We start from the raw sequence: 25,788 nt of genomic DNA, 5'->3' as shown, positions 1-25,788 counted from the left end.
TAGGCTCCGGTTCGGAATTCGGTCAGGACGCACGGGCAAGGCGGGCATCGCGGCGGGCCGCCTGCACGGCGGGATCGGGATCCAGCCCCGCAGCCAGCAGGCCCTGCGTATAGGGCTGTCGCGGGCTTTCGAAGATCTGGCGCACGGTCCCCATCTCGACCACCCGTCCCTTCTGCATGACCATGACATGATCGGCAAAGTCGCGGACCACGGGCAGATCATGGGCGATGAAGATGAAGGCGATGCCCATCTCGCGGCGCAGCTTGTCCAGCAGGTCGATCACCTGCGCCTGCACCGAAACGTCCAGCGCCGAGACGGCCTCGTCGCAGACGATCAGCTTCGGCTCCAGCGCAAGGGCGCGGGCAATCGCGATGCGCTGCCTTTGCCCGCCCGAGAATTGGTGTGGATAGCGCCCGGCCATTTCGGGCTTCAAACCGACCTGGGCAAGCAACTCGGCCACGCGGCCCTTCCATTTCGCACGCGGCAGAATGTCGGGATGGACGATCCACGCTTCCGAGATCAGCTGATAGACCGTCATACGCGGATTCAGCGACTGGGTCGGGTCCTGAAACACCATCTGCAGGTCGCGGCGCAGGGCAAACAGTTCTTTCGGTGGCATGGAAAGCAGGTCACGGCCCTTCCACAGAGCCTGCCCGCCATCCGCCTCGTCCAGCCGCAACAGGATACGGGCCAGCGTCGACTTGCCCGATCCGGATTCGCCCACGACCGCCATCGTCTCGCCCTGCATCAGGTCAAAGCTGACCCCGTCCAGCGCCTTGAAGGCGCCATAGGTCTTGCGCATGTCCCGGACACTCAGCACCGGCTCGGCCGGCGGCATCGGCGCGTGCATCGCGCCCTTGCCGGGTGCGGCACCGATCAGCTTTCGGGTATAGGGATGGCGGGGATTGGCATAGACATCGGCAGCTGTCCCGGCCTCGACGACCACGCCCGCGTTCATCACCACGACACGGTCCGCGATCTCGGCCACGACGCCAAGGTCATGGGTGATGATCAGCACGCCCATCCCGGTTTCCCGCTGCAACTCCTGCAGAAGCGCCAGGACTTCGGCCTGAACCGTCACGTCCAGCGCGGTCGTCGGTTCATCCGCGATCAGGACATCGGGCTTCATCGCCAGCGCCATTGCGATCATCAGACGCTGGCGCTGCCCGCCCGAAAATTGGTGGGGATACTTGGCCAATGCCGCCTGTGGTTCCGGCAGGCCGACACGCGTGACCAGACGCAGGGCCTCGGCCTGGGCTTGGTCGCGGGGAATGCCATGCGTCGTCATGGTTTCGACGATCTGCCAGCCCACGGTATAAACCGGGTTCAGGTGACTCAGCGGGTCCTGAAAGATCATGGCGATGCGCCGGCCATTGATCTCTCGCCGCGCCTCGTCCGTCATCGTAAGCAGGTCCTTGCCGTCGAAGCGGATCTTCCCGCCGGTGATCCGGCCCGGCGGCATGTCGATCAGATTCATGATCGCCGAGGCCGAGACGGATTTTCCCGATCCGCTTTCGCCAAGGATCGCGAGCGTCTCGCCTCGGCCCAGATGAAAGCTGACATCCTGCACCGCCTTCACGGCACCGATGGCGGTGTGGAACTCGACCGAAAGGTTACTGACCTCAAGCAGGTGTTCAGTCATGGGTCGCCCCCTTCATTTCCAGGCGCCAGCGCTGCGTGGGATCCAGCGCGATGCGCAGCCAGTTCGACAGCAGGTTCAACGACAGCGTGGTCAGGATGATGGCCAGCCCCGGCCAGAAGGACAGCCACCAGGCGTTGGTCAGGTATTGCTTGCCCTGCGCGATCATCAGGCCCCAGGTGATCTCGGGTGGCTGGATGCCGATGCCAAGAAACGACAGCGAGCTTTCCGCCAGCATGACGAAGGCGAAATCCAGCGTCGCGATCGTGACCAGCGTCGGCAGGACAACGGGCAGAATGTGGCGAAACAGGATCCGGCGCGACGATGTCCCCATAACGCGGGCCGCCTGCACGAACATCCGCTCGCGGATTTCCAGCACCTCGGCACGGGTGGTGCGCAGATAGACGGGGATGCGCGTGATCGCCAGCACGATGATCAGGTTCGGTACCGAAGGGCCGAAGATGTAAAGCACGACGACCGCGATCAGCAGCGAGGGGAAGGACATGATGATGTTGGCCAACTGGATCAACACCTCGCCCAGGCGCTTGCTGCCGAAGCCTGCGACCAGTCCCAGCGTCGTTCCGATGACTGCCGAGCCAAGGACGCCGCCCGCCGCGACCATCATGGTATTCTGCGCGGCGACCACGATGCGCGCCAGCAGCGGCCGCCCCAGCGCGTCCGCGCCCATGATCCAGACCCAGCCCCGGCTGAGGTCGAACGGGGGCGCGTTGCGGCCGCGCAGGTTCTGCTTGGTCGCAAGCTCTCCCATCAGCATCGGACCGAAGATGGCCATCAGCAGAACGACCACCAGAAAGATCGCCGCGCATAATGCAAACTTGTCCGCCCACAGCATCCGCGCGAAGCGCCGCAGCGCGCCCGGCTCGTCCATGGGCATGCTCATATCGGTCATAAAGGGGATCCTTCAGTGCCGGATGCGGGGATCGAGCATCGCATAAGCGACATCGATCAGCAGGTTCATAAGGAAGATTGCCAGCGCGGTGACCATGATAGCCGCAAGGATCACGTTGAAATCGCGCTGCAGGATCGAGTCGATCATCAGCTTTCCCACGCCCGGAAAGCCGAAGATGGTCTCGACGATCACCGCGCCGTTCAGCAGCGCCGCCGCCTGGTCGCCGATCACAGTGATGACCGGCAGCATCGCATTGCGCAGCGCGTGAAGGAAGATGATCGGGCGGGCGCGCACGCCCTTGGCGCGGGCCGTCTTCACATAGGCCGAGGACAGCGCCGAGATCATCGAGCCACGCACGACCTGCACGATCAGGCCAAAGGGGCGGATGAACAGGACCGCGATCGGCAACACCCAGTGCCCAAGGCTTCCGGTGCCCGATGTCGGCAGCCAGCCAAGGCTGACCGAAAAGATCACGATGCCGACGATCGCGATCCAGAAATCAGGTGCTGCCGCGCCGACCAGCGACAGGATCGAGGCGATCCGGTCAAACAGCCCGCCGCGATAGGCGGCCAGCGCGCCGATCACGATGGCCAGCCCCGTCACGATCGACATGGTGAACAAAGCCAGTTGCAGGGTCCAGGCAAAGGCCTCGGTCACGACCTGGATGGCGGGCCGCGCCTTGCGTAGCGATTCACCGAAATCCAGTTGCATCAGGTCGCCCAGGTAACGCCAGAACTGCAGGAGCACCGGGTCGTTCAGCCCGTGCATCTCGCGGAACTGGTTGCGCATCTCCTCGGTCGCATCGATCGGCAGGAACAGGACAGCCGGATCGCCGGTCATGCGCGACAGGAAGAATACCAGCACCACAAGCCCGACCAACGAGATCAGGCTGGCGACCGCGCGCTTGCGAAGAAATTTCAGCATGGGAAACCCCTGGGCTTGCCCGACCGGACGACACGCGGCCGGTCGGGCGACACAGGCTTACTTGAAGCCGATCTGCGACAGTTGCAGTTGCGAGTTGGTCGAGATGGTGGGTTTGAAGTCCAGCCGCTCGGACACGCGGCTATAGCCGACCATGTGGAACAGGGGGGCATCGGCCACCACGTCGTCATGCAGATAGGCGACCAGATCCGACCACAGCTTCGCCCGTTCGTCGCCAGTCGCGGCCGAGGCGGCGGCGATCATCTCGTCGACCTTGGGATCGTTGGTGCCCGACTGACGGCCTTCGCTGTCATACTTGAAGAACATCGTGAAGACCGGGTCGCCCTTGTTGTTGTCGTGCATGGCGGCCAGCATGTAGGCACCCTGATCGGTCGGGAACGGCTTCGAGTAGAAGCTTTCGTGCTCCGCGACCTCGTGGAATTCCAGCTTCACGTTGAAGCCTGCCTCGGTCAGCATCTGCTGGATCGCTTCCATCACCTCGGTCACGTTCGGGAAGTTGGCCGTGCGGGCGATCAGCTTGATCTGGGTGTCGACCGGGACGCCATCCGCCTTCGCCTCGGCCAGAAGCTTCTTGGCCCCTTCCAGATCGAAGGGATAGGGCTTCACGTCCGGGTTCGCGCCAGCGGTGGTCGGCGGGAACAGCGCAACCGCCAGTTCGGTCCCCTCCGGCAGCAGCGTGCCCACAAATGCGCTGCGGTCGATGGCCATGTTCAGCGCGCGGCGCACCCGCACGTCGTTCATCGGCGCGACCGAGTGGTCAAGTCGGATATAGACCGTCTCGGAATCCAGATAGGCGAAATCCGTTGCCGGGTTCGTCGCATCGACCTGGCTGATCGAGGGGGCGATATCCGCCTCTCCGGTCTGGACCATGGCGGCGCGCACAGCGGGATCGGTGCGGAACACATAGGTGGCCGAGGTCACCTTGGGCTGTTCGCCCCAGTAATCGTCGCGGCGCGTCAGCACGATCTGCTGGCCCGGCGTCCAGTTCGTCACGGCATAGGGGCCGGTTCCGACCGGTTGACGAGTAAATTCGATCGGCGTTTCTTCTGGCACGATCGTCACCAGAGACAGAAGCAGCGGCAGGATCGGCTGGACAGGATCGGCGCTGAAATCGATGGTATGATCGTCGACGACATTCGCCTTGACGGTCATGCCACCGAAATAGCGCGGCGACTCGCAGCTAATCTTTTCGCTCATCGCGCGGTCGAACGAGTGCTTCACGTCCTTGGCGTCGAAGGTCGTCCCATCCGAGAACTTCACTCCCTGCCGCAGCTTGAAGCGCCAGGAACCGTCCGCCTGCTGTTCCCAGCTTTCCGCCAGGCGCGGCACCAGCCCCTTGCCATTGCGTGGGTCGTATTCGGTCAGTGTCTCGTTGACGTTCTCCAGGATCACACGTCCGATGTTCGAACGGGTCGCCATGCAGGGCTCAAGCAGGTCAAGCTCTTCGCTCAGGACGATCTTGATGTCGGAATCCGCGGCCATCGCGGGTGCGGCCCATGCGCTTGTGGCCGCCGCCAGAACCATCGCGCCCAAAGTCAGTGTCTTCGTCACCATCCGAACCTCCCCACAGGTGATGAATATCGGAACGGCCCGTCCATGCGGGCCGCCTCGTTCTGTCGCGGGAAAGGGTTTTCGTCCTGGTGGCTTCCTCTTGCCGCGCCAGCCGCGTCCCTGCCCGATCGCTTCCACAGAATGCTTTCAGTGTACAAAGTTGTCAATATTATCGTGCGTATGAAAAGTCGTCAGATCGCCAACTAAATATAACATATTGTTTTATCGTTTATTTTGTAAACTCATGCCCACCACGTATACTCAAAAACTAAATCCGCAACTTGACAACTGAAACATCAGCGGCGATTGTTCAGCCTGTCCCAATATGCTGTGGAAGGAGGGATTCGATGACGCCAGAACAGATCGCCGCACGCATGGATGGCCAGCTGGCGCAGGTTTCATCGGACCGGGCCGAAGCGTTCCTGCCCTCACCCATGATCCAGAACCATGCGGCTTTCCTGCATCTTTTCGATGATGGTGCGCTGGCCTGCGCCTGGTTTGGCGGCACGCTTGAAGGGAAATCGGACATCTCGATCCATGCCTCGATCCTGCTGCCCGGAGCAGAGACCTGGGGGCCGGCCCACGCACTTAGCCACGATCCGCAGCATTCCGAACAGAACCCGGTGATCTTTGCCGCGCCAGACGGGCGGCTGTGGCTGTTCCATACCTCGCAACCAGCCGGCAATCAGGACCAGTGCCGCATCCGCACGGTGCCACTGTCCCGCGATGGCGACCGGCTTTCGACCGCACAAGGCCGCTTCCTCGACGACCTGCCGCGCGGCTGCTTCGTGCGGGGACAGGTTACGCTGCGCGCAGACGGAGCCTGGCTGCTGCCGATCTTCCGCTGCGTGCCGCGTCCCGGTCAGAAATGGAACGGCAGCCATGACGTGGCTGCGCTTGGCGTGTCCGAAGATGGGGGCAAGTCCTGGCGGCTGGACGAGATTCCCGGCTCGATCGGCGCGGTTCACATGAGCCCGGTTCCCAAAGCCGATGGTGTGATCCCGGCCTTTTATCGCCGCAGGCAGGCCGACGCGGTGCATCGCAGCCAGTCGGAGGACGGTGGTCGCACCTGGACCGCGCCCGAGGCGACGAACCTGCCCAACAACAACTCCTCCATCGCCGCGATCCGAATTGCGGATGGCCGTGTCGCGGTGATCTGCAATCTGTCATCGGCGGCAACCTCGGCAGATCGGCGCGCCTCGCTTTACGACGAACTGGGAGATGAGGACGACCGTCCCGACGCCGACCCGACCGGTGGTTGCCAGCCGGTCTGGGGCGTGCCGCGCGCGCCCGTCGCCGTGTGTCTGTCCGCAGACGGTGGCCGGACATTCCCTGACCGCATCGTGATCGAGGATGGGCCGGGCACCTGCACCTCGAACGACTCGACCGATGGCCGCAACCGGGAGCTGTCATATCCCTGGCTGCTGGAAGGTCCGGATGGCAGCCTGCATATTGCCTATACCTATCACCGCCGCGCCATCAAATACGTCCGGCTCGCGCCGGGATGGGCCAGCTGAGGAGAGTATTTCATGAGCGACATCATCGGTATCACCATGGGCGACCCGGCTGGCGTCGGGCCGGAAATCAGCGTCAAGGCTCTTGGCGAGATGTCGGCCGCGGATCGCGCCCGCACGCTGATCTATGGCAACCGCGCCACGCTTGAGGCGGCAAAGGCCGCGGTCGGCGCGGATGTGGACCTTGAAGGTCGCGTGGTGGATCTGCCCATCGAAGGCGCCCCCCTGCCCTGGGGCCAGCTTTCCCCGGTCGCGGGCGATGCCGCCTATCGGTTCATCGAAAAGGCGGTCCGTGATGCGCAGGCGGGCCGGATCGGCTGCATCGTCACCGCGCCGATCAACAAGGAAGCGTTGAACGCGGCCGGGCACCATTACGACGGCCATACCGGCCTGCTGCGCAGCCTGACCGGGGCCGAGGCCGCCTATATGGTTCTTGCCTCGGACCGGCTGAAGGTCATCCACGTCACCACACATGTTTCGTTGAAGGACGCCATCGGGCGCGCGAACAAGGACCGCATCCTGGCGACGATCCGCGCGGGTCATGCGCATCTGAGACGCATCGGCTATGACAATCCGCGCATCGCCGTGGCCGGGATCAACCCCCACTGCGGCGAGAACGGTCTGTTCGGGACCGAGGACGATCTTGAGATCGGCCCCGCCGTCGCGGCAGCCCATGCCGAAGGCATGGACGTTCAGGGCCCGATTTCCGCAGACACCGTCTTTCACCGCGCCTATTCGGGGGCCTTCGATCTGGTCGTCGCGCAATATCACGATCAGGGCCATATTCCGGTTAAGCTTGTCGCCTTCGACACGGCGGTCAACGTCTCGGTCGAATTGCCCATCGACCGCACTTCGGTCGATCATGGCACCGCCTTCGACATCGCCGGCAAGGGCATCGCCGATCATGGCAACATGAATTCGGCCATCGCCTATGCCCGCAAGCTGGTCGCCGGAAAGCGGACCTGAGCAGCATTTTTCAGATCTAAACGGGGGAGGCCCGCATGTCCTTAGCTCGCAACATCACGCTGCATCTGCCGAAACGGCTTGAGATCGGCGCGGGTGCCGTCCGCAAGGTCGGCGAATGGGCGGCCGACGCGCGGCGCGTGTTCGTGCTGACGACACCGCATACCACGGAATTCGTCGCAAGACTGGGACTGGCGGGCGAGGTCCAGGTCTTCGATGCCATTCCCGGCGAACCCGATATTGCCTGCTTCGACGCCGCGCTGTCCGCCGCCCGGTTGGCGCGCCCCGATCTGGTCGTGGGCCTGGGTGGCGGATCGGTCATGGACCTTGCCAAGCTGGTCGCCGCGATGTGGGACGGCACGCAATCGCTGGCCGATGTCGCGGGACCGAACAAGGTGTCGGGCCGGAACACCCGGCTCATGCAGATCGCGACCACTGCCGGAACCGGATCCGAGGCCGGCATTCGCGCACTGATCACCGATCCCGGCAAAGGCAACAAGATCGCCGTCGAAAGCCCGCATCTGCTGGCGGATCTGGCGGTTCTGGACCCCGAACTGACCTTCAGCGTCCCCCCTGCCGTGACTGCGGCGACGGGGATCGACGCGATGGCCCATTGCGTCGAGGCTTTCACGAACAAGAACGCCCATCCGGTGATCGACGGATTTGCCCGCATGGGGATCGACCTTGTCGGCAGGTATCTTGCCCGCGCCGTCCGCGATGGCCAGGATACCGAGGCCCGCGAAGGAATGATGCTTGCGTCTTTCTATGGCGGGATCTGCCTTGGGCCGGTGAATACCGCAGCGGGGCATGCTCTGGCCTATCCCTTGGGAACGCTTCTGCACCTGCCGCACGGGCTGGCCAATGCGATCATCTTTCCGCATGTCCTCGCCTTCAACGAAAGCGCGGTTCCGGAAAAGACCGCCGAGGTCGTCGCGGCGCTTGGGCTGTCGGGCAACCTGCTGCCCGCCGCGCACCGTTTCTGCGAAAACCTGGGTGTCGAGATGCGGCTCTCCGCACATGGTGCGGCCGAGGATCAGCTTGACCGTTTCGCCGCAGATGCCCATGCCATCCGCCGCCTGATGGACAACAACCCGCGCGACATGAGCGTCGCCGAAGTGCGTGCCATCTTCCAGGCGGCTTACTGAAATCGTGCAATAGCTGGCAGAGCCAATGGCTTGCCGGCTATTTCTTATCTTATTTCTCAGCTTGTGGGGCCGGCTTCTTGCGCTCGAACAGGCGGTCGCGAGAGCCGCTCAGGTGGTCGTGCATCAGGCGTTGCGCCTGTTCGGCCTTGCCGTCGCGGATCGCCTCATAGATGCGGTTATGCTCGTCAAAGACCCGGACCAGCCCGCTTGACTCGCGCTTCACCGAAGCGCCGTGCGAACGCATCCCGACGGCGATGTGATCCTTCAGCGCCTCCATCGCGGTCGAGAAATAGGTGTTCTCGCTGGCGACGGCGATTGCAAGGTGGAACTGGAAATCCGCGTCCTCGCGATGCGACTGGCGGTTGGTCGCATCGCGCATCAGTTCAAGCGCCGCGGCAATGGACGAAAGTGTCTGCGGATCGTGGCGCTCCGCCGCACAGGCCGCGGCGGCGGGCTCAAGCGTCAGGCGGAATTCATAGCAATTGAGCAGGTCGGCCACATTCTCCAGCGGCCCGAAGCCCAAGGGCTGCTTCAACCCGACCGAGCGCACAAAGCTGCCCGCGCCGCGCCGGGAATAGATCAGGCCCTGTTCGCGCAGCCGGCGCAGCGCCTCGCGCACGATCGGGCGAGAGACTTCAAATTCAGCCGCAAGGTCATGTTCGGTCGGCAGGCGTTCGTCGGGCGCGAAGGCCCCGGACTTGATCGACCTCAGCACGCGGTCGAAGACGACATCGGACAGGCTTTTCCGTGCCCCGCCCTTTTCCAGGCTCATGCTTCTCCTCCGATCATGGCTGCGACCCGTACAAGACTGTCGCCGCTTCCGAAGCCGCCCGATTTGGTGACAATTGTCAAACCGTCCAGATCGGCGACGACCAACCCGGGCAGGCATTCGCCTTGCAGGTCAAGCACCCCCGCGCCGCGCTGGCGCAGGAAGGCTTCGGCTGTGGCGCCCCCGGTCAGCAGCGCGGTACCGAAGCCCGCGACCAGCAACGGCGCGGCGGCGGCTGCCAGCCGGGCCGCGACCAGATCGCCTGCGATAGGCCTGCTTGCGGGCAGTGCCTGCACCACCAGAAGCCGCGCATCGGGAAGGGGGGACGCGACATCGCCGTTCGGCGCGCCCAAATATGACAGGCCGGGCACCGCACGCAGGGCGCTGACCTGCTCCAGCGTGATCGGATCGCGCGAGCCAATCACGAACAGCCCCCGGGGCCCCGGCAGCGCATCCAGCATCTGCATTTCGCGCCCAGTCATCCGCGCGGCCAGCGCATCGGCCAGCCCGCGCGCCCCGATCATCAGGTCGCAATCGGAGGATGCAAGTGCCGCCCGCATCTCGTCCACAGATGACACATCCGGGATCTCTGCGCGCGCGGCATGGATGCCCAGGCGGGCGGCAACCGGGATCGGATCATCGACGCCGAACCCCTGCACCGCGCCAGCCTGAACCACGCGACCGAATTCGGGGATCGCGGGGGCGACCAGCGCGCGCTGAAAGTCCAGCACCGAAAGCTCGGCTTCGATATTGCCCTTCAGCCGGGAATCGACCTTCTTGAACAGGGGTACGGGCGGTAGCGCGCGCATGGTGCGGGCCATCGCATCACGCGCGGCCTCGGCCGGGATGTCGCGGCTTGTGGTGGTGATCGCCACCACCTGCGGATCGCGTGCCAGCGCCGCAGGAACATGGTCGGGCCCAAGCGCAACCGCGACGCGCAGCCCACGCCCGGCAAAGGGGGCGGCTGCGTCCAGGGCACCTGTCAGATCATCGGCAACAATGGCAAGGACTGGGGGCATGTTCAGGAAGTTGTAAAGTTATTCACCCTACAATCAATGCCGCAATTCGCAATGCATGACAACTCCCTTACGACCTCGGACCCCCGGTCATCGTCCCCGCTGTCAAATCAGGCGGGATCGTGACAATCCCGGGCAATTTCACGACGCAAGGGACTTCCTGCCAGTTCGCTGTCCTGCACCGTGAACAGAAACCCCGAGCTTTCGTTCTTCAGCACCTGTGCATGCGCGAACAGGTTCGGCAGGGCAGCGGCCACCCGTGTCAACGCAGCATCGGTGTCCGCGGGCAGCAGCCCTTCCACCATCACCACATAAGTGTCGGTCCGGTCATCCCCGGCGGCGGGCGTGCCGAAGACGGCATAGGCCGGGATCACCGTCGCGATCCCAAGGTGATAGGTGGTGACGGCATGGTCCCGCAGCAGCCCATCCAGCAACTCCTGCAGGCCGGCGACGGCGGATTCCGCGCCCCGCTCGGCTGTCAGGACCAGTGTCCCGATTGCCCCCGCGCAGCCTTGGCCGCGCGAAGCGAGCGTCAGGCACGGAATACGTTGGAAATTCCGAAAGGCCAGACGCATCCGCTGCGACCATGGCGTCGGGTTGGCCTGCAGATCCAGATATGGCGGCGTTTCCAGCACGGAAAGCGAGTCGATGTCGTAAAGCGTGAAATACCGGCTTTCGGCCCGATTATAGTCGGCATAGCGGCGACCGGCGATGAAGCCGGGCACGCAAACCCGTTCGGGAACATGCTCGAACGTGTGCCACGCCTCGTATTCCTGGACCTGGGCAGGGTCGTGATCGTTCCAGATGCACAGAAACGCGGCCCCTTGCAGGCTCATGACCGGACCTCGTCCTGCAAGATGATGACTTTCGAATCCCGCTTGGCGGCGGCAAGACGAAAGCCCTCGTCGGCACGCGAGATGGGCAGGCGCGCGGTGATCATCTCGCCGACGCGCGCGGCATTCTTCGACAGATAGTCGACAACCTGCGGCCAGGCCTCAACCGGGGCGCGATAGGTACCGCGGATCTGCTTGTGATCGCGAACGAGGGCGGTCAGGTCGATGGTCGCGGGGGCAGCGTGGATCCCCGCGATTACCAGCACCCCACGCTTGCGCAGCAGCGACAGCGCCTCGGGCACGATCGAGGGAACGCCCGCCGCCTCGATCACCACGTCGAAAAGCCCTGCCCCGGTCCAGGGCGCGACGGCTTCGGTCAGGCTGCGGCCAAAGCTGTCGGCGGTATTTGGAAAACCAAGTTCCCGAACCGTTGCCAGACGCGCGGCGTCATCGTGGCCGACAACCACGATCTCGGCCGCACCCGCGACTTCGGCAAAAAGGGCAATCCCCTGCCCGATGGTGCCCGGCCCGATGACCAGAACACGGTCGCCGGGACGGATGCCGGCGGTTTCGACCGCCTCATGGCACACCGTCATCGGCTCGGTCAGGGCGGCAACCTCGGGCGGCATGGCGATGGGAACGGCCACGCAGTTTTCCCACGGCACCAGGACTTGTGCGGCAAAAGCACCGTTGCGGCCGATGCCCACGCCCTTGCGGCCCGTGCAATGATCGAAGTCCCCGGCGTGACAGGCCGCGCAGTCGTGACACAGAACCGAGGGACGGACCGTCACCCGCTGCCCTGCCGCCTCGACCGGAACACCAGGCCCGGCCTGCAGGACACGGCCGCAAAATTCATGCCCCAGCGTCACGGGCATCGCGCTTTTCATCGAGGCATAGCCGCTGGTCCATGCCGCGATATGCAGGTCGGTGCCGCAGATCCCCGTCGCTTCGACGGCGATCAGGACGTCGCCCGGTCCGGGGGCTGCGGGCGCCGCGACGTCATGCAGCGCGATGCCCGGCTCGGGGCGCAGCTTTTGCAAAGCAAGCATTCCTCAGCCCCTCCAGTTCAGGAAGCGTTTCTCGACAAGGCCGATGACCGTGCTGAGGATCAGGCCCAGCACCGACAGCACCGTCACGCCGGCGAAAAGGCGGTTCAGGTCGTAAAGCGAGCCTGCTTCAAGGATATAGGCACCGATGCCATATTGCGCGCCCAGCATCTCGGCGGCGACCAGCAGGATGATCCCGATGGCCAGCGACACGCGCAGGCCCGACAGGATGGCCGGGAACGCGCCGGGCAGGACGATCTTGCGCACGATGGCCCACCAGGACAGGCCAAAGCTTTGGCCCATGCGGATCAGCGATCGGTCGACATTGTCGACCGCGCCGAAGGTGGCCACCACCGTCGGGGTGAAGACGCCAAAGGCGATCAGCGCGTATTTCGAGCTTTCGTCGATACCGAACCAGATGACGAACAAAGGCAGCAGCGCGATCTTGGGGATCGGGAACAGCGCCGATACCAGCGGCAGAAGCCCGGCGCGAACCAGCGTGAAAAGCCCGATCAGCGTACCAAGCGTGACCCCCGCCAGCGTGCCGATCAGCCCGCCCACGAACAGCCGCTGCAACGAGGGCAGAAGATGTTTCCACAGAAGCCCGCTGCTGATCAGCCCGCCCAGCGTCTTTGCGACATCGGACGGCCGCGGCATGGTCAGCCCCGAGATGATGCCGGTCCGCGTCCCGACCTCCAGCACCGCGATCAGAACGACGAAGACGATAGGGGCGACGATGCGCATCGGGCGCGGATTGAAGCCGCCGCCGCGAAACGGCACGGCACGGGTGACGGGATCAGCCATCGACAAGCTCCTGGTCTGCGGCTTTCGCCTCTTCGCGCATCAGTTCCCACAACTCGGTCTGCTTGGCCTCAAGCCGGGGATCGCCAAGGTGACGTTCGTTCAGCGGCACGTCGATCTGAACCTCCTTGTGGATGCGGCCGGGACGGCGGGACAAAACGACGATGCGATGGCCCAGCCGCACGGCTTCGTTCAGGTTGTGGGTCACATAGACGGCGGTGAACGGCTGCCGCGTCCACAGATCGACCAGATCGTCCATCAGCAACTCACGGGTCTGGCTGTCCAGCGCCGAAAGCGGCTCGTCCATCAGCAGCACATCGGGACGGACGGCCAGCGCGCGGGCGATGGCGACGCGCTGCTTCATGCCGCCGGAAAGCTGCTTGGGCAGCGCCTTGGCGAAATCGGTCAGCCGGGTGCGGGCCAACACATCGCGGATGATCGCGTCGGTTTCGGCACGACCCAGGCGGTGATCCTCAAGCACCAGGCGGATATTGCCTTCGACCGTCCGCCAGGGCAGCAGCGCGAAGTGCTGGAAGACATAGGTCAGGGGATTCAGCGAACCTTTCGACGGCTCACCAATCTGAAGCACCTGCCCCTTGGACGGGCGTTCGAGCCCGCCGATAAAGCGCAGGAGCGTGGATTTGCCGCAGCCTGACGGCCCGACAAGGCAGACGATCTGGCCCTGCCTGATGGTCAGGGAAATGTTTCTGAGAACTTCGACAGGGCCATAGAAATGGCTGATGTCGTCAAGCTTGAGGTCCATGATCGGTTCCGCCTTGCGAGCTGCCCCAAAGGGGCGTCAGCTGGTTATCGGGTCGTGACGTAGCTGGGATCGACCAGCATCTCGACCGTGACGTCGTGCGATACGAGGTCGTTCTTCTGCAAGAATTCCAGCTGCTTGGCGACCGAAGTCACCGACAGCGCCAACCCGTCGTTCACACGCATCGAATCCTCGGTCAGCGACGGGGCGAAGGTTTCCACCGGCGTGTCGGTACCGACATACTTGTGGACCATGTCGACCAACGCATCGACCTCGGGCTTGTCCATCGTCTTGTCGACAAAGGCCGCGTTGTAATCCTTGACGCCACGCGACAGGGCACGCAGGAACGCCTCGGTCTGATCACGCTGGTCCGTGGCGATCTGGGTCGAGGTGAAGACCGCAGTGACCTGATAGTCGGGGTCATAGTCGCGGTAATCCCCGATCTTGACGGCGCCACCATCGGCCAGCAGCTTGTTGGCGATGCTGGGCTGGATCACCCAGGCGTCGATCTGGCCGGTGCTGATCGCACCCACGATCGCGCCGATCTTCTGCAGCGGCTTCAATTGAACGCCATCCAGCGGGAAACCGTCCTTTTCGGCGATTTCGGCCAGCATGTAATGGAAGGACGATCCCGCCGTGGTCGCGCCAAAGCTGTGCCCGGCAATCTTGGCCGGCTCGGTCAGGCCGGCGTCATAGGCCTTTTTCGAGGCCAGGATGACCGCACCGGGGATCTTCGGATCTTCGGACAGCGACCCGGCGATAACCTTGACGACGCCGCGTTCGGCCAGGTTGAACAGGCTGCCGGTGATCGAGGTCGTGCCATAGTTGACATCGCCGCCTGCGACCGCGACCGAAAGCGCGTTTGCGGCCTCGAAGAACTTCAGGTCGACATCCAGTCCCTCGTCCTTGAAATAGCCCTTTTCAAAGGCGATGAAGGTCGGGGCCTGGCTGGCCAGCCGCAGCGCGCCCACGTTGATTTCCGTGTCCGCGACGGCGGTACCGGCCGATGCCGCAAAGGCAAGGGCAACAAGGGGCGAAAGCGCCGCAGCGCGAAGTCTGTGAAATCTCATCGGATCTCCTCCCAGGATCTAGGGGCCAAGAATGGGTTTCGTGACATATGCACGCAATGGATAATTCTTACGTTCATCATGCCTTGAGGTTATGGATTGGGGGCCAGCAGGCCGCGCAGCTCATCCGCCAGACGGTCGAGATTGCGCGACGCGGGCCGGCCGCGGTTCCATTGCAGGAACACCTCGAAACGCGGCGGTGCCTGCAGCGGCACGGCCACGAGATCCGGGCCGATCTGGCCCCGGATCGAGAAACTGTCGATCAACGCGATGCCCATGCCCTGACTGGCCAGGGCAATCGCGGTATCGCTGAAACGCACGACCATGCGGGGATTGTCGATCTGGACCACGCCGTCAAGAAAGGCCCGGATGGCGCGCTGATGGGGGCCGTCGGACTGGAAGCAGATGATTTCGTGGCCAACCAGATCCTTGGCCGCAAGGATCGGCCGCTGCGCCAGCGGATGGTGCTGGTTCAGCAGGGCGACCAATACGCCCTCGCCCAATTTCATGCTGGCAAGGGCCGGATGCTTGTCGGGCGCGATGGTGACAAGGCAGTCCCCCGTCCCGGTCAGCAGATATTGCGCCATCTGATCGATCGACAGCACGTCAAGAAACAGGTCCAGGCCGGGATGCAGGCGTGAAAGGTTATGGATGGCCTGGGGGACCACCGCGCGCGCGACACTGGCGGTCGCGCCCAGGCGAAAGACCCCGTCGCTGCTGCTGGCGATCCGGGCGATGCGCCGGCCAAGCCCGGTCAGCTGGCCCATGATGCCATCGACCTCCTCGAAGATCTGCATCGCCTCTTTCGTGGGAACCAGCCGCTTGCCGTCCTTGGTGAACAGGCGCAGGCGCAGGACATCCTCTATCCGCTTGACGGTGCGGCTGATCGAGGGCTGAGAGACGTTCAGCAGCTTCGCCGCCGCCGTGATCGAACGGGTCGACAGCACGGTATGAAGCGTCTCGATCTGCCGCAGGCTCAATGCCGGCTGATCTGACCTTCCGACGCCACGCCGGGAAGGTTCGGATTTCTGCTCGGTCTTCATGTCGTTCGGCCTTGGTCGTTCCAATTCCCTTGCCCCAAGGGGCCAAGTGAAGCGCATCGGCCAGAGGCGGCCGGGGCGCGGCCCTTCATGCACCCTGCCCCGGCCCGGCGGCAAGTCCATAACCGTCGCCTAAGGGCAGGAATTCGCCCGTCCGGCCGTGATCGACGGATTACGCTGCGACGCAGGCCTTGGTTGCGGCCCTCAGGTCGAAGTCATGGGCCTGAAGATCGGCAAGCGGCATCCCGATCAGCTTGCGCGCCGCCATGTGAACGCCCGGTGCGTTGACCGTCTCGACCGCCTGCAAGCGCCCCCGCCCGAACAACAGGACAGCGGGTCCGCCCGGCTCTGCCCGCGTGATCGCGTGATCGGCCCCGTGACCCAACCCCGCGATCTGCAGCTTGAACTTGCCCTGATCGGACCAGAACCACGGCACCGCAGCATAGGGCGTGGAGTCGCCCCCAACCAATCTGCGCGCAATGTGGCGGGCGTGATCGACGGCTGCCTGAACGGATTCCAGACGCACAGGCGCGCCCAGCGGCCCCGGAAAGACCGCTACGTCGCCAAGCGCCGAGATAGCGGGGTCCGAGGTCGCAAGCCCGCCATCCACGACGATGCCATTGTCGCAGGTCAGCCCGGCTTCGGCCGCAAGCTCGACATTGGGGCGCACCCCGGTCGCAATCAGAACCAGATCGCCCGCGATCTGCCGCCCGTCCGCCAGCGCCACGCCCGCAGCGCGCCCCTGCGCATCGGCCAGAACCCCCGCCGCCATCGCATCCAGCAGAACATGGGTACCCATCTGGTGATGCAGGTCCAGGAAATGCCCCGACATCTGCGGCGAAAGGGCACGGGCCATCAGGCGGGGCGCGGCTTCGACGACCGTGACCTCGACATCCGCGGCCCGCGCCATCGCGGCGAATTCAAGACCGATGAAGCCGCCCCCAACCACCACGGCATGTCGGGTGGTCGCAAGACGCTGGCGGATCGCCTCGGCATCGGCAAGGGTGCGCAGTTCGGCCGTGCCCGGCGCGTCGATACCCGGCACGGGGGGTCGGAAATTCCGCGCGCCCGTCGCCAGCACCAGATGATCATAGGAATGCCGCGTCCCGCCCTGCGTCACCACCTGTCGCGCCGGGCGGTCGATGCGGACCACGCGGGTCGCGTCGTGCAACGCGATCCCGGACCGTTCATAGAAACTGGAGGGTTTCAGGGTCAGGGCCGCAGCATCACCGTTTGCCATATAGGCCTTGGACAACGGCGGCCGCTGATAAGGCAGGCCCGGCTCGTCCCCGATCATCAGGATCTCGCCCGAAAAGCCCTCCTGGCGCAGGCTGGCCGCCATCTGCTGCCCGCCCTGCCCCGTGCCGATGATGACGATGCGCTGCATCGGCGCCTCCTTACAACTGGGCTTCCGGCAGGTGGATGGTCAGGCCGTCCAACTCGGGCCGCATCTTGATCTGGCAGGACAGCCGGCTGGTCAGCCTGACTTCCGAGGCAGCGCAATCCAGCAGGTCGCTTTCGCCATCCTCCTGCGGGCCGACCGCATCGGCCCAGGCATCGTCGACATAGCAATGGCAGGTCGCGCACATCATCGAGCCGCCGCATTCGCCGATGATCCCGTCCACGTCGTTCTGGACGGCGGCGCGCATGATGCTTTCGCCCGCAGCGACCTCGACTCGGGTTTCGGTGCCGTCGGCGGCGATGAAGGTGATGTTCATGTCAGTCTCTCCTTGCGAATTGCTGGGTCAGCCCAGACGAACGGGCAGATTGATCGGCCCGCGGAAACCGAAACCGCGCCACAGCACGGCTTCGGGGTCGGGCAGGGTCATGTTCGGAAAGCGCTCGAACAGCGCCTCCAGCATGACCGCGCCAACGGTGCGGCGGGCGATATGGGCACCGCCGCAGTGATGAGGACCAGACCCGAAAGCCTGATGCGGGTTCTTGGCGCGGAAGACGTCGAAGCGCTCGGGGTGGTCGAACAGCTCTTCGTCGTGATTGGCCGAAGCCTGGATCGTCATCACCGTGTCGCCCTTGGGAATGTGGAAGCCGCGGATCTCGACATCCTCCATCACCAGCCGGGACGAGGCCTGGATCGGCGCGACCCAGCGGACGCCCTCTTCGAAGGCGGGGCCCCATTTGGCGGTGCGGCGCACCTCCTCAAGCTGCTCCGGCTCGGTCAGGAAGCCGAAGACGATGGTCGACAGCGCATCGCGCGGTTCATTGATGCCCCCACCGATTGCGATCTTGATATTGGCGATCATCTGGCTTTCGGGGATCGGATTTTCAGCATTGACCATGACCGACAGCGCCGAGCGGTCGGGCTCCGCCCGCACCCGCGCGATGGCCTTGGCCAGCATCAGGTCCATTTCCGCATTGGCCCGGTCCGACACCTCGAACGGCCCCGGCAGCCAGCCGAAATTCCCGGCCCCGTCGATCAGGGCCTGCGACCAGAAGATCATCTGCTCGTCCGTCGCCTCGGGGATGCCAAGGATATGGGCAAGAATGCGCGCGGCGATCGGGGCGGACAGGTCGCGATGCAGGTCCACGACCTCGCCCGTGGGCAGGCGGTCCAGGTATTCATCAGCGAACTGGCGATAAAGCGGGGTCCAGACCTCCTGGATGGTCTTGGGCATCAGGGCCGGGGCCATCGACATGCGCTCGGCAAGGTGCTCCTTGCCGTCCTTGCGCATCAGCGTATGGGCCAGGAACGCGCGCTTCATCGGCGTGTTCGGATCGTCCGAGGAAAAGATCTCGGGCGTGTCCTTGACCCATTTGCAGTCCGACGCCTTGGTCAGGAAGGTGCGTCCCACCGATTTCACCCGCATCGCCGGCGCTTCGGCCCGCAGCCGGCGATAGATCGGATAGGGGGCGACCGTCAGCTGGTCGATGGTGATCGCCTCGTCCAGCGGTGCAAGCTGATGATCCAGCATCGTGGAGTTCCTTACGAGATGCGCAGCGGCAGGGCCTTCAGCCCGCGCAGCGTGTTGTTATAGGCGCGGACCGGCTGGCCCGTGATCTCGATCGAGGTGGCATGGCGGGCCAGCGCCTCAAGCAGCACCTCGCCCTCAAGCCGGGCGACAAGCTGGCCTACGCACATGTGGATGCCCGAGCCGAAGCCGACATGCCCGCTGGTCTTACGGGTAATGTCATAGGCATCGGGCCGGTCCCAGCGCCGCGGGTCGCGATTAGCCGAGGCCAGGAACATCAGCACCTTCGCCCCTTCGGGGATGATGGTGCCCGAAAGTTCAACCTCGCGCGTGGTGGTGCGGAAGAAGGTCTGGACCGGGCTTTCAAAGCGCACCGCCTCCTCAAACGCATTGCGGGCCAGCTTCGGGTCGGCCCGCAGTGCCTGAAACTGGTCGGGAAAACGGGCAAGGCAGTAAAGCGCCGCGCCGATGCCATTCACCGTCGTGTCGATCCCCGCGGTCAGCAGCGACCGGACCAGCAGCGTCGCTTCGTCCGGGGTGATCTCACCGGTATCCGCGGCGGCATGGATCCGCGCCCCCAGACTGTCGGGCGCAAGGTTCTCGCGTCGGCACTGTTCCGTCACCCATGCAACATGGGGCATGGCGCGGTCCATCGCCTCGCGCCGCAGCGTGTTGTCCGGGCCGAAGGCGTTGAAGGCCAGACCCCCATAGGGCAGCAGGTGCTCGCGCCCGTCCTGACGCAGGCCGATGCGATCGGGAAAGACCGACAGGGGAAAGGCCTCGGCCAGATCGGCGATGCCGTCGATGTCGCGATTGATGACGCGGCGCACCAGCGCGTCGGCAGCCTCGGCAAAGCCGTCGCGCAGTTCGCGCATGGCGACGGGTGACAGGACACGCGCAAGCACCTTGCGCGCGCGGTCATGTTCGGGCGGATCGGTCTCCAGCACCAGGCTGGGCTGGCGCCAGGGCTTTTCGCGGCTGAAATCCTGCAAGCCCACGCCGCGCGAGGAACAGAAGGTGGCCCAGTCGTTCAGAACCTGATGCACCTCGGCATATCGGGCGACGCCATAGATGCCATAGCGTTCCAGCCAGACCACCGGCCCGGCCTCGCGCAGCCTTTCGTGTTCGGGAAAGGGATCGTCGAAAAAGGCGGTGCTGAACGGGTCCAGATCAGACTGCGGAAGGGTCAGGGTATCAAGGCTCATGCGGCGGCTCCTTTCGCGATCACGCCCAGATGCTGTTCCAGCGGTCCGGGGTCTGCCAGCAGATCGGCGCTTGGCGCCTGGTGGACGATTTCACCGCGATCCAGGATCACGGCGCGGTCGGTGACTTTCAGGATCTTGCGGGCGTGCTGCTCGACAATGATCGTCGCCATCCCCTCGTCGCGGATGATCCGGCGGATCGAGGTCAGCAACTGCTCGACAATGATCGGGGCCAGCCCCTCGGTCGGTTCATCCAGAAGCAGCAGGCGTGGGTTCAGCATCATTGCGCGGCCGACGGCCAGCATCTGCTGTTCGCCGCCCGACAGTTGGCCACCCATGTTGCCGCGCCGCTCCTGCAAACGGGGGAACATCTCATAGACGCGGGCCAGCGACCATTTGCCCGGCAGCGCGGTCGCGGTCAGGTTTTCCTCGACCGTCAGCGAGCGGAAGATGTTGCGCTCCTGCGGGACCCAACCGATGCCCGCGCGCGCCCGCGCTTCGGGCGGTAGTGCGCTGATGTCGCGCCCCGCCAGCGACACCTGACCACCAAAGCGGCGCGTGACGCCGATGATGCTGTCCAGAAGCGTGGTCTTGCCGACGCCGTTCCGGCCCAGGACCGCCAGCGCCTCGCCCTCGGCCAGGGTCAGGCTGAGGCCGGGGATGACGACGGCGTCGCCATGGCCGGCGCGAAGGTCGCGGATGCTCAGAAGTTCAGGCATGTTCACTGCTCCCCAGATAGACGGCCTGCACGCGGGGATCGGCCATGATCTCGGCCACCGATCCGCTGGCGAAAAGCGCGCCGTTCACCAGCACGGTGATGCGTTCGGCAAAGGCAAAGACCAGATCCATGTCGTGCTCGATCAGCAGGATCGACACGTCGCGCGGCAATTCGGCCAAGGTCTCAAGCAGTTCTCCGCGCTCGGCCTCGGGGACACCGGCCGCGGGTTCGTCCAGCAGCAGCACCCTTGGCTTCGAGGCCAGCGCCAGCGCGATCTCCAGCAGGCGCTGCTTGCCATAGGGCAGAAGCCGCGTCGGATGGTCCATCACATCGGTCAGGCGGAACCGTTCGATCAGGCCGGTGATCTCGGCCATGATGTCGGCGCGGGTACCGATCCGGCGCCAGAAATCGGCCCCGGCCCCCCTGCGCTCGGACACGGCAAGGCCAAGAGATTCAACCGGAGTCATAGCTCCGAACAACTGGTTGATCTGGAAGGTCCGGCCCATGCCCAGACGGGCGCGCTGGATCTGGTTCTTGCCGGTGACATCCTGTCCGCCCAGCAGGATCTTGCCGCCATTGGCAGGCAGAACCCCGGTCAGAAGGTTGACGAAGGTGGTCTTGCCCGCGCCGTTGGGTCCGATCAGCGCATGGCGCGCGCCCTGCTCCAGCGTCAGCGAGACCTTGTCGGTCGCGACCAGCCCGCCGAAACGCTTCTCAAGTCCGATGGTTTCCAGTGCGGCGGTCATGCCCGACCCTCCCCACGGATGCGGCGCAGAAGGGCGCGGGGGGCGTTGTCGATCCGGTCGCGGCCAATCAGCACCACGATCAGCAGCACGAGTCCCATCCAGAACATCCAGTACTCGGGCGTGATCGCCGAAAACCAGTCCTGCAGCAGCTTGAAGACGATGGCGCCGACCAGCCCGCCGTAAAGATAGCCGACCCCGCCAAGGACCAGCACCAGCAGCACATCCGCCGAACGGTGAAAGGCAAGCACATCCAGTGATACGAACATGGTGGTCTGCGTCAAAAGCCCGCCCGCAAGCCCGGCGATCATCGCCGAAAAGGCATAGATCCCCAGAATGCGCGACCCGACCGGAATGCCCATGCTGCGCGCGCGCAGCGCATTGTCCCGGATCGCCCGCAAGGACAACCCATAGGGGGAACTGACCACCCGGCGCGCGACCAGGAAGGTGACGAAGGTCACGACCAGGCAATAGGCATAGGCGGTGGTGCCAAACAGGTCGAACTCAAACCGCCCGAAAAGCGGATCGATCATCACGCCTTGCAGACCGTCCGCGCCGCCGGTCAGCCAGGCCGCGCGGTTCGCTGCCTCAAGCAGCAGCATGGCGATGCCCAGCGTGACCATCAGCCGCGTCAGGTCCGACGCCCGCAGCAACAGAAGCGGTCCGGTCAGAAGCCCCAGCAGTCCCGCAGCCAGCCCGGCAATCGCAAGCCCGGTCAAAGGCTCGCCCGTCAGATGAACCGAGGTCAGCCCCGCGGCATAGGCCCCCAGCCCGAAAAAGGCGCCATGGCCTAGCGAAACGACGCCCGCATAGCCGATGATCAGGTCCAGAGACAGCGCGAAAAGACCAAGGATCACGATCTCGGACAGCAGCAGATGGCGGTCAGGCAGCAGGAAGAAGCTTGCCGCTGCCACCAGCCAGAACAGGATCTCGGCCGGTTTCCAGCGTACGCGGCGCATCAGGTCGCGGCTGGCCCGCCGCTCGGTTTCGGGCGGCGCCGCGCTGCCGGCAGGGATAAGGGTGGTGGTATAGGTCATCGGCATCTCCTCAGCGGGCGGGAGCGATCAGACCCTGCGGACGCAGGACCAGAAGCACGATCATCAACAGATAGATCAGGAAGGCCCCAAGCTCTGGGACGTAGTATTTCCCGGCGACATCGGCGGTCCCGATGATCAGCGCGGCCAGGAAGGGACCGGTCAGGGTCGCCGTGCCGCCGATGGTGACGACGATCAGCACATAGACCATGATCTTCAGCGGGAATGTCGGGTCGAGGCCCATGATCTCGATCCCCAGCGCCCCGCCCAGACCGGCAAGGCCCGAGCCGACAGCAAAGGTCGCCGCGAAGATGCCGCCGACATTGATCCCCAGCCCGCGTGCGGCGCGTTGGTCATCGACCGCGGCGCGCAGCCTTGCACCAAAGGCGGTGCGCGTCAGCACCAGTTGCAGCCCGATGACCAGCGCCGCGCAGACCACGATCAGGAAGGCGCGGTAGCGCCCGATGTCGACACCCGCGACCTGAAACCGGCCCTGCAACCAGCTTGGCAAGGTGATCAGCATCTGGCTGGAACCCAAGCTCCAATCCGCCGCCGCCACGGCCATGAAGACCAGTGCGATGGAAAACAGCACCTGGTCCAGATGGCTGCGCCGGTAAAGGCGGGCGTAAAGCGTGCGCTCGGCCAGAACGCCAACAAGGGCAGAGATGGCGAAGGCAAGTGGCAGCGTCAGGATGAAGGGCACCCCCAGCCGGTTCATGGCCAGCGCCGTGACATAGCCGCCGATCATGGCGAAGGCACCGTGGGCGAGGTTCACGAAATTCATCAGCCCCAGCGTCACGGCCAGCCCCGAGGCCATGACGAAAAGCAGCATTCCATAGGCGATGCCGTCGATCAGGATGGTCAGCATGGGTGCATTCCCTGGCATGCAGGCCCCCGGTCCCGCGCAGCATGGCCGCGCGGGTCGGGATCCCTGCGATTGGCTTGGGGATCAGGAACCGGACTTGCCGGGGTCCCTCACCACTTCGAAGGTTTCGAACTCGACGTTCCAAAGCTGGTCGTCCTTGCGCTCGACACGGCGCAAATAGACGTTCTGGACGATGTCGCGGGTTTCAGGATCAAGGCTGACCGGGCCGCGCGGGCTTTCCCAAGCCAAGCCCTTCATCGCTTCGATCAGCTTGTCGCCATCGCCGTCGCCGCCTGTCTTTTCCAGCGCGGCATAGATCGCGTGCATGCCGTCATAACCACCCACGGCCATGAAGTTCGGACGCATCCCGGGATTGGCCTTCTGGAACGCCTCGACAAAGGCGCGGTTCGTGTCGCTGTCATGCGCGGCCGAGTAGTGGAAGCCCGTGATCGCCGCCAGCGCCGGGTCGCCCATGCCGTTCAGGATGTCGTCGTCGGTGATGCCGCCATCAGCCAGCAGTTTGACGCCCGACTTGTCCAGGCCCCGCTCGACAAACTGCTTCATGAACTGCGCACCCACGCCCGAAGGGACGAAGACGAAGATCGCATCAGGCTTGGCATCCACGACCTTCTGCAAGAAGGGCGAAAAGTCGGGGTTCTGCAGCGGCACGCGCAGGGTCTGCGGCACCTCTCCGCCCGCCGCGCCGAAGCTGGCGACAAAGGTCTTTTCTGCGTCGATGCCGGGGCCATAGTCGGAAACCACGGTGATCGCGCGCTTGATCCCCTGCTGCGCCGCCCATTCCGCGATCTTCGAGGTGACCTGCGGCGTCGTATAGCTGGTGCGCACGACATAGGGCGAGGCCTCGGTGATCGACGAGGTCGCGGCCGCCATCACCACGGCCGGCACCTTGGCGCGCGTGGCCAGCGGCGCGGTCGCCATCGCCAGCGGAGTCAGGCCGAAACCGGCGATGACGCCGACCTTTTCACGCACGATCAGTTCCTGCGCCACGCGTTTCGTGGTGTCTGCAACCCCGGCATCGTCCTTGACGACCAGCTCGACCTTGCGGCCCGCGACCTCATCGCCATGTTCGGCGATGTAAAGCTTAGCGGCCGCCTCGATCTGCCGCCCGGTCGAGGCGAAGGCCCCGGTCATCGGCAGGATCAGGCCGACCTTGAAGGGCTCGCCTCCGGTGGCAAGCGCTGGCATTCCGGCAAGCGCGGTCGAGGCCGCCAGGACTGCGCCCAGCAGCAGGCTTCGTCTTTGCATCGGTAAATTCCTCCCTATGGTTGCGGCAGCCCCCTCTGCTGCCGTTGACTTGGTGGGTCGGTCAGCCGGCTTGGTCCCCCGGCTGACGGATCAGGCTTGCGCCGCGGATCTGGTCCAGCAGGCGGCTGGATTCGACGGCGCGCGTCAGATTGCGCAGCGACAGCCGCGCATGTTCCCGCATGATCGCCTCGGCCCGCGCGCCCTGGCGCGCGGCGATGGCTTCGACCACGGTGCGGTGATGGTCCTGGCCGATGCGCAAATGCTGGCGCGCGGCGCGGTCGCTTTCATACATCCCAACCAGCGCGCTGGCCGAGGCAAAGGGCCGGTTGTTCGCCCGTTCGATTTCCTGGATCATCAGCGCCGAGCCGGTGCCTTCGACCAGGCTGCGGTGAAAGCGGGCGTTCAGTCTTTCGTAATTCGGCAGATTGCCACGGTCGAAACTTTCGTCGTTCAGCAGCGCGTCCAGTTCCGCCAATATCTTGCGAAGCTGGTCCAGCACATCGGGCGCGGCGCCACGTTCAGCCAGAAGGCGGGCGCAAAGCCCCTCCAGCGTGCCGCGAAGCTCGATGGTCTCGGCGATCTCGACCGGGGAAAGCTGGCGGATCAGATATCCCCCGGTGGCCTGCTGGGTCAGCAGCCCCTCATCGGTCATGCGCTGAAGCGCGGCGCGGATCGGGGTGCGCGACATCGACAGCATCTCGGCCAGTTGCGTTTCGGTATAACGCTGGTCGGGTTGCAGCTTGCCGCCGATAATCATGTCGCGCAGCGTCATGGCCGCGCGCACGGTCTGGTTCTGCCCCGCCCTGATCTGCTCTGCACGATCCATCGGCAATCCTCTCCCTTGGGCTCGTCTGTATACAGCGATACGGATCCAAAGAAGCAAAACCGCCATATTGTGCGACCTAAGTAGTATCTATGCCGAAATATGAACATCGCGTGTATACAAGCGATTGATTGATGGCGGAACAACCTGCGGGAGAGCGGAACAGAAAAGGCCCCGCCGGAGCGGGGCCTTGATGCTTGAATCGACGGGCGTT

General features: G+C 64.7%; 25 protein-coding genes. 3 read left to right on the top strand and 22 right to left on the bottom strand.

The window, feature by feature from the left end:
• Nucleotides 1-22: 22 nt before the first annotated feature.
• Genes RM190_RS03060 through RM190_RS03045 form a run of 4 tightly spaced genes read right to left on the bottom strand, consistent with a single transcriptional unit; the run spans nucleotide 23 to nucleotide 5,045 of the window.
• Entirely contained in the window at nucleotides 23-1,642 is a 1,620-nt protein-coding gene (locus RM190_RS03060) for an ABC transporter ATP-binding protein (RefSeq protein WP_311757926.1), read from the bottom strand.
• Complete coding sequence (locus RM190_RS03055) at nucleotides 1,635-2,549, bottom strand: ABC transporter permease (RefSeq protein ID WP_311757925.1); 915 nt, start codon at nucleotides 2,547-2,549, stop codon at nucleotides 1,635-1,637. The genes RM190_RS03060 and RM190_RS03055 overlap by 8 nt, the downstream gene beginning before the upstream one ends.
• A 12-nt stretch (nucleotides 2,550-2,561) precedes the next feature.
• Nucleotides 2,562-3,473 carry an ABC transporter permease gene (locus RM190_RS03050; RefSeq protein WP_311757924.1) on the bottom strand — a complete coding sequence of 304 codons (912 nt, stop codon included), beginning with the start codon at nucleotides 3,471-3,473 and terminating at the stop codon, nucleotides 2,562-2,564.
• Nucleotides 3,474-3,530: 57 nt separating this feature from the next.
• Nucleotides 3,531-5,045, bottom strand: a complete 1,515-nt coding sequence (locus RM190_RS03045; RefSeq protein WP_311757923.1) for an ABC transporter substrate-binding protein — start codon at nucleotides 5,043-5,045, stop codon at nucleotides 3,531-3,533.
• Nucleotides 5,046-5,389: 344 nt separating this feature from the next.
• On the opposite strand from RM190_RS03045, the gene RM190_RS03040 reads away from it, so the two are divergent.
• From RM190_RS03040 to RM190_RS03030, 3 genes are read left to right on the top strand one after another with little or no spacing between them, the layout of a single operon-like run.
• Nucleotides 5,390-6,559: a sialidase family protein gene (locus RM190_RS03040; RefSeq protein WP_311757922.1), complete on the top strand. Its 1,170-nt coding sequence runs from the start codon at nucleotides 5,390-5,392 to the stop codon at nucleotides 6,557-6,559.
• 12 nt (nucleotides 6,560-6,571) lie between these two features.
• Complete coding sequence (pdxA, locus tag RM190_RS03035; protein ID WP_311757921.1) at nucleotides 6,572-7,522, top strand: 4-hydroxythreonine-4-phosphate dehydrogenase PdxA; 951 nt, start codon at nucleotides 6,572-6,574, stop codon at nucleotides 7,520-7,522.
• Between the two features lie 35 nt (nucleotides 7,523-7,557).
• Nucleotides 7,558-8,664 (top strand): iron-containing alcohol dehydrogenase, encoded by a 1,107-nt coding sequence (locus RM190_RS03030; protein WP_311757920.1) that lies wholly within the window; start codon nucleotides 7,558-7,560, stop codon nucleotides 8,662-8,664.
• Between the two features lie 49 nt (nucleotides 8,665-8,713).
• On the opposite strand, the gene RM190_RS03025 is transcribed toward RM190_RS03030, so the two are convergent.
• From RM190_RS03025 to RM190_RS02940, 18 genes are all read right to left on the bottom strand, one after another.
• Nucleotides 8,714-9,436 carry a FadR/GntR family transcriptional regulator gene (locus RM190_RS03025; RefSeq protein ID WP_311757919.1) on the bottom strand — a complete coding sequence of 241 codons (723 nt, stop codon included), beginning with the start codon at nucleotides 9,434-9,436 and terminating at the stop codon, nucleotides 8,714-8,716.
• The gene (locus RM190_RS03020) at nucleotides 9,433-10,452 is read right to left on the bottom strand and encodes a four-carbon acid sugar kinase family protein (RefSeq protein WP_311757918.1); all 1,020 of its coding nucleotides are present in this window, start codon (nucleotides 10,450-10,452) and stop codon (nucleotides 9,433-9,435) included. Before RM190_RS03020 ends, RM190_RS03025 begins: the two co-directional genes overlap by 4 nt.
• 107 nt (nucleotides 10,453-10,559) lie before the next feature.
• On the bottom strand, nucleotides 10,560-11,285 hold the full coding sequence (locus RM190_RS03015; RefSeq protein WP_311757917.1) for a hypothetical protein: 726 nt from the start codon (nucleotides 11,283-11,285) through the stop codon (nucleotides 10,560-10,562).
• Nucleotides 11,282-12,331, bottom strand: coding sequence for a zinc-dependent alcohol dehydrogenase (locus tag RM190_RS03010; protein WP_311757916.1), 1,050 nt, complete (start codon nucleotides 12,329-12,331; stop codon nucleotides 11,282-11,284). Before RM190_RS03010 ends, RM190_RS03015 begins: the two co-directional genes overlap by 4 nt.
• A gap of 3 nt (nucleotides 12,332-12,334) precedes the next feature.
• The gene (locus RM190_RS03005) at nucleotides 12,335-13,132 is read right to left on the bottom strand and encodes an ABC transporter permease (RefSeq protein WP_311757915.1); all 798 of its coding nucleotides are present in this window, start codon (nucleotides 13,130-13,132) and stop codon (nucleotides 12,335-12,337) included.
• Complete coding sequence (locus tag RM190_RS03000) at nucleotides 13,125-13,892, bottom strand: ABC transporter ATP-binding protein (protein ID WP_311757914.1); 768 nt, start codon at nucleotides 13,890-13,892, stop codon at nucleotides 13,125-13,127. Before RM190_RS03000 ends, RM190_RS03005 begins: the two co-directional genes overlap by 8 nt.
• A gap of 44 nt (nucleotides 13,893-13,936) precedes the next feature.
• Nucleotides 13,937-14,959 (bottom strand): ABC transporter substrate-binding protein, encoded by a 1,023-nt coding sequence (locus RM190_RS02995; protein ID WP_311757913.1) that lies wholly within the window; start codon nucleotides 14,957-14,959, stop codon nucleotides 13,937-13,939.
• 89 nt (nucleotides 14,960-15,048) lie between these two features.
• Complete coding sequence (locus RM190_RS02990; RefSeq protein ID WP_311757912.1) at nucleotides 15,049-15,999, bottom strand: LysR family transcriptional regulator; 951 nt, start codon at nucleotides 15,997-15,999, stop codon at nucleotides 15,049-15,051.
• Between the two features lie 169 nt (nucleotides 16,000-16,168).
• On the bottom strand, nucleotides 16,169-17,383 hold the full coding sequence (locus RM190_RS02985) for an NAD(P)/FAD-dependent oxidoreductase (protein WP_311757911.1): 1,215 nt from the start codon (nucleotides 17,381-17,383) through the stop codon (nucleotides 16,169-16,171).
• A 10-nt stretch (nucleotides 17,384-17,393) separates the two neighbouring features.
• A complete protein-coding gene (locus RM190_RS02980) occupies nucleotides 17,394-17,714 on the bottom strand; it encodes a 2Fe-2S iron-sulfur cluster-binding protein (RefSeq protein WP_311757910.1) in 321 nt (106 codons plus the stop codon).
• Nucleotides 17,715-17,741: 27 nt separating this feature from the next.
• The gene (locus tag RM190_RS02975; protein WP_311757909.1) at nucleotides 17,742-18,926 is read right to left on the bottom strand and encodes a cytochrome P450; all 1,185 of its coding nucleotides are present in this window, start codon (nucleotides 18,924-18,926) and stop codon (nucleotides 17,742-17,744) included.
• 11 nt (nucleotides 18,927-18,937) lie between these two features.
• Nucleotides 18,938-20,128, bottom strand: coding sequence for a cytochrome P450 (locus tag RM190_RS02970; RefSeq protein ID WP_311757908.1), 1,191 nt, complete (start codon nucleotides 20,126-20,128; stop codon nucleotides 18,938-18,940).
• The gene (locus RM190_RS02965; protein WP_311757907.1) at nucleotides 20,125-20,844 is read right to left on the bottom strand and encodes an ABC transporter ATP-binding protein; all 720 of its coding nucleotides are present in this window, start codon (nucleotides 20,842-20,844) and stop codon (nucleotides 20,125-20,127) included. The genes RM190_RS02970 and RM190_RS02965 overlap by 4 nt, the downstream gene beginning before the upstream one ends.
• A complete protein-coding gene (locus tag RM190_RS02960; protein WP_311757906.1) occupies nucleotides 20,837-21,589 on the bottom strand; it encodes an ABC transporter ATP-binding protein in 753 nt (250 codons plus the stop codon). Before RM190_RS02960 ends, RM190_RS02965 begins: the two co-directional genes overlap by 8 nt.
• A complete protein-coding gene (locus tag RM190_RS02955; protein ID WP_311757905.1) occupies nucleotides 21,586-22,623 on the bottom strand; it encodes a branched-chain amino acid ABC transporter permease in 1,038 nt (345 codons plus the stop codon). Before RM190_RS02955 ends, RM190_RS02960 begins: the two co-directional genes overlap by 4 nt.
• Before the next feature lie 10 nt (nucleotides 22,624-22,633).
• Nucleotides 22,634-23,488 carry a branched-chain amino acid ABC transporter permease gene (locus RM190_RS02950; RefSeq protein ID WP_311757904.1) on the bottom strand — a complete coding sequence of 285 codons (855 nt, stop codon included), beginning with the start codon at nucleotides 23,486-23,488 and terminating at the stop codon, nucleotides 22,634-22,636.
• Between the two features lie 81 nt (nucleotides 23,489-23,569).
• Nucleotides 23,570-24,751, bottom strand: coding sequence for an ABC transporter substrate-binding protein (locus tag RM190_RS02945; protein ID WP_311757903.1), 1,182 nt, complete (start codon nucleotides 24,749-24,751; stop codon nucleotides 23,570-23,572).
• 61 nt (nucleotides 24,752-24,812) lie between these two features.
• Entirely contained in the window at nucleotides 24,813-25,577 is a 765-nt protein-coding gene (locus RM190_RS02940; RefSeq protein WP_311757902.1) for a GntR family transcriptional regulator, read from the bottom strand.
• Nucleotides 25,578-25,788: the final 211 nt, after the last annotated feature.

The organism is Paracoccus broussonetiae (assembly GCF_031854425.1).
Lineage (GTDB): Bacteria > Pseudomonadota > Alphaproteobacteria > Rhodobacterales > Rhodobacteraceae > Paracoccus > Paracoccus broussonetiae.
Note: the sequence above shows the minus strand (reverse complement) of the source record. Positions and strands in the feature narration are given on the sequence as shown.

Bases quoted from the DNA above. Each gene is read 5' to 3' on its own strand.
- RM190_RS03060 (WP_311757926.1), bottom strand. From the start codon at position 1,642: ATGACTGAACACCTGCTTGAGGTCAGTAACCTTTCGGTCGAGTTCCAC.
- RM190_RS03055 (WP_311757925.1), bottom strand. From the start codon at position 2,549: ATGACCGATATGAGCATGCCCATGGACGAGCCGGGCGCGCTGCGGCGC.
- RM190_RS03050 (WP_311757924.1), bottom strand. From the start codon at position 3,473: ATGCTGAAATTTCTTCGCAAGCGCGCGGTCGCCAGCCTGATCTCGTTG.
- RM190_RS03045 (WP_311757923.1), bottom strand. From the start codon at position 5,045: ATGGTGACGAAGACACTGACTTTGGGCGCGATGGTTCTGGCGGCGGCC.
- RM190_RS03040 (WP_311757922.1), top strand. From the start codon at position 5,390: ATGACGCCAGAACAGATCGCCGCACGCATGGATGGCCAGCTGGCGCAG.
- pdxA (WP_311757921.1), top strand. From the start codon at position 6,572: ATGAGCGACATCATCGGTATCACCATGGGCGACCCGGCTGGCGTCGGG.
- RM190_RS03030 (WP_311757920.1), top strand. From the start codon at position 7,558: ATGTCCTTAGCTCGCAACATCACGCTGCATCTGCCGAAACGGCTTGAG.
- RM190_RS03025 (WP_311757919.1), bottom strand. From the start codon at position 9,436: ATGAGCCTGGAAAAGGGCGGGGCACGGAAAAGCCTGTCCGATGTCGTC.
- RM190_RS03020 (WP_311757918.1), bottom strand. From the start codon at position 10,452: ATGCCCCCAGTCCTTGCCATTGTTGCCGATGATCTGACAGGTGCCCTG.
- RM190_RS03015 (WP_311757917.1), bottom strand. From the start codon at position 11,285: ATGAGCCTGCAAGGGGCCGCGTTTCTGTGCATCTGGAACGATCACGAC.
- RM190_RS03010 (WP_311757916.1), bottom strand. From the start codon at position 12,331: ATGCTTGCTTTGCAAAAGCTGCGCCCCGAGCCGGGCATCGCGCTGCAT.
- RM190_RS03005 (WP_311757915.1), bottom strand. From the start codon at position 13,132: ATGGCTGATCCCGTCACCCGTGCCGTGCCGTTTCGCGGCGGCGGCTTC.
- RM190_RS03000 (WP_311757914.1), bottom strand. From the start codon at position 13,892: ATGGACCTCAAGCTTGACGACATCAGCCATTTCTATGGCCCTGTCGAA.
- RM190_RS02995 (WP_311757913.1), bottom strand. From the start codon at position 14,959: ATGAGATTTCACAGACTTCGCGCTGCGGCGCTTTCGCCCCTTGTTGCC.
- RM190_RS02990 (WP_311757912.1), bottom strand. From the start codon at position 15,999: ATGAAGACCGAGCAGAAATCCGAACCTTCCCGGCGTGGCGTCGGAAGG.
- RM190_RS02985 (WP_311757911.1), bottom strand. From the start codon at position 17,383: ATGCAGCGCATCGTCATCATCGGCACGGGGCAGGGCGGGCAGCAGATG.
- RM190_RS02980 (WP_311757910.1), bottom strand. From the start codon at position 17,714: ATGAACATCACCTTCATCGCCGCCGACGGCACCGAAACCCGAGTCGAG.
- RM190_RS02975 (WP_311757909.1), bottom strand. From the start codon at position 18,926: ATGCTGGATCATCAGCTTGCACCGCTGGACGAGGCGATCACCATCGAC.
- RM190_RS02970 (WP_311757908.1), bottom strand. From the start codon at position 20,128: ATGAGCCTTGATACCCTGACCCTTCCGCAGTCTGATCTGGACCCGTTC.
- RM190_RS02965 (WP_311757907.1), bottom strand. From the start codon at position 20,844: ATGCCTGAACTTCTGAGCATCCGCGACCTTCGCGCCGGCCATGGCGAC.
- RM190_RS02960 (WP_311757906.1), bottom strand. From the start codon at position 21,589: ATGACCGCCGCACTGGAAACCATCGGACTTGAGAAGCGTTTCGGCGGG.
- RM190_RS02955 (WP_311757905.1), bottom strand. From the start codon at position 22,623: ATGACCTATACCACCACCCTTATCCCTGCCGGCAGCGCGGCGCCGCCC.
- RM190_RS02950 (WP_311757904.1), bottom strand. From the start codon at position 23,488: ATGCTGACCATCCTGATCGACGGCATCGCCTATGGAATGCTGCTTTTC.
- RM190_RS02945 (WP_311757903.1), bottom strand. From the start codon at position 24,751: ATGCAAAGACGAAGCCTGCTGCTGGGCGCAGTCCTGGCGGCCTCGACC.
- RM190_RS02940 (WP_311757902.1), bottom strand. From the start codon at position 25,577: ATGGATCGTGCAGAGCAGATCAGGGCGGGGCAGAACCAGACCGTGCGC.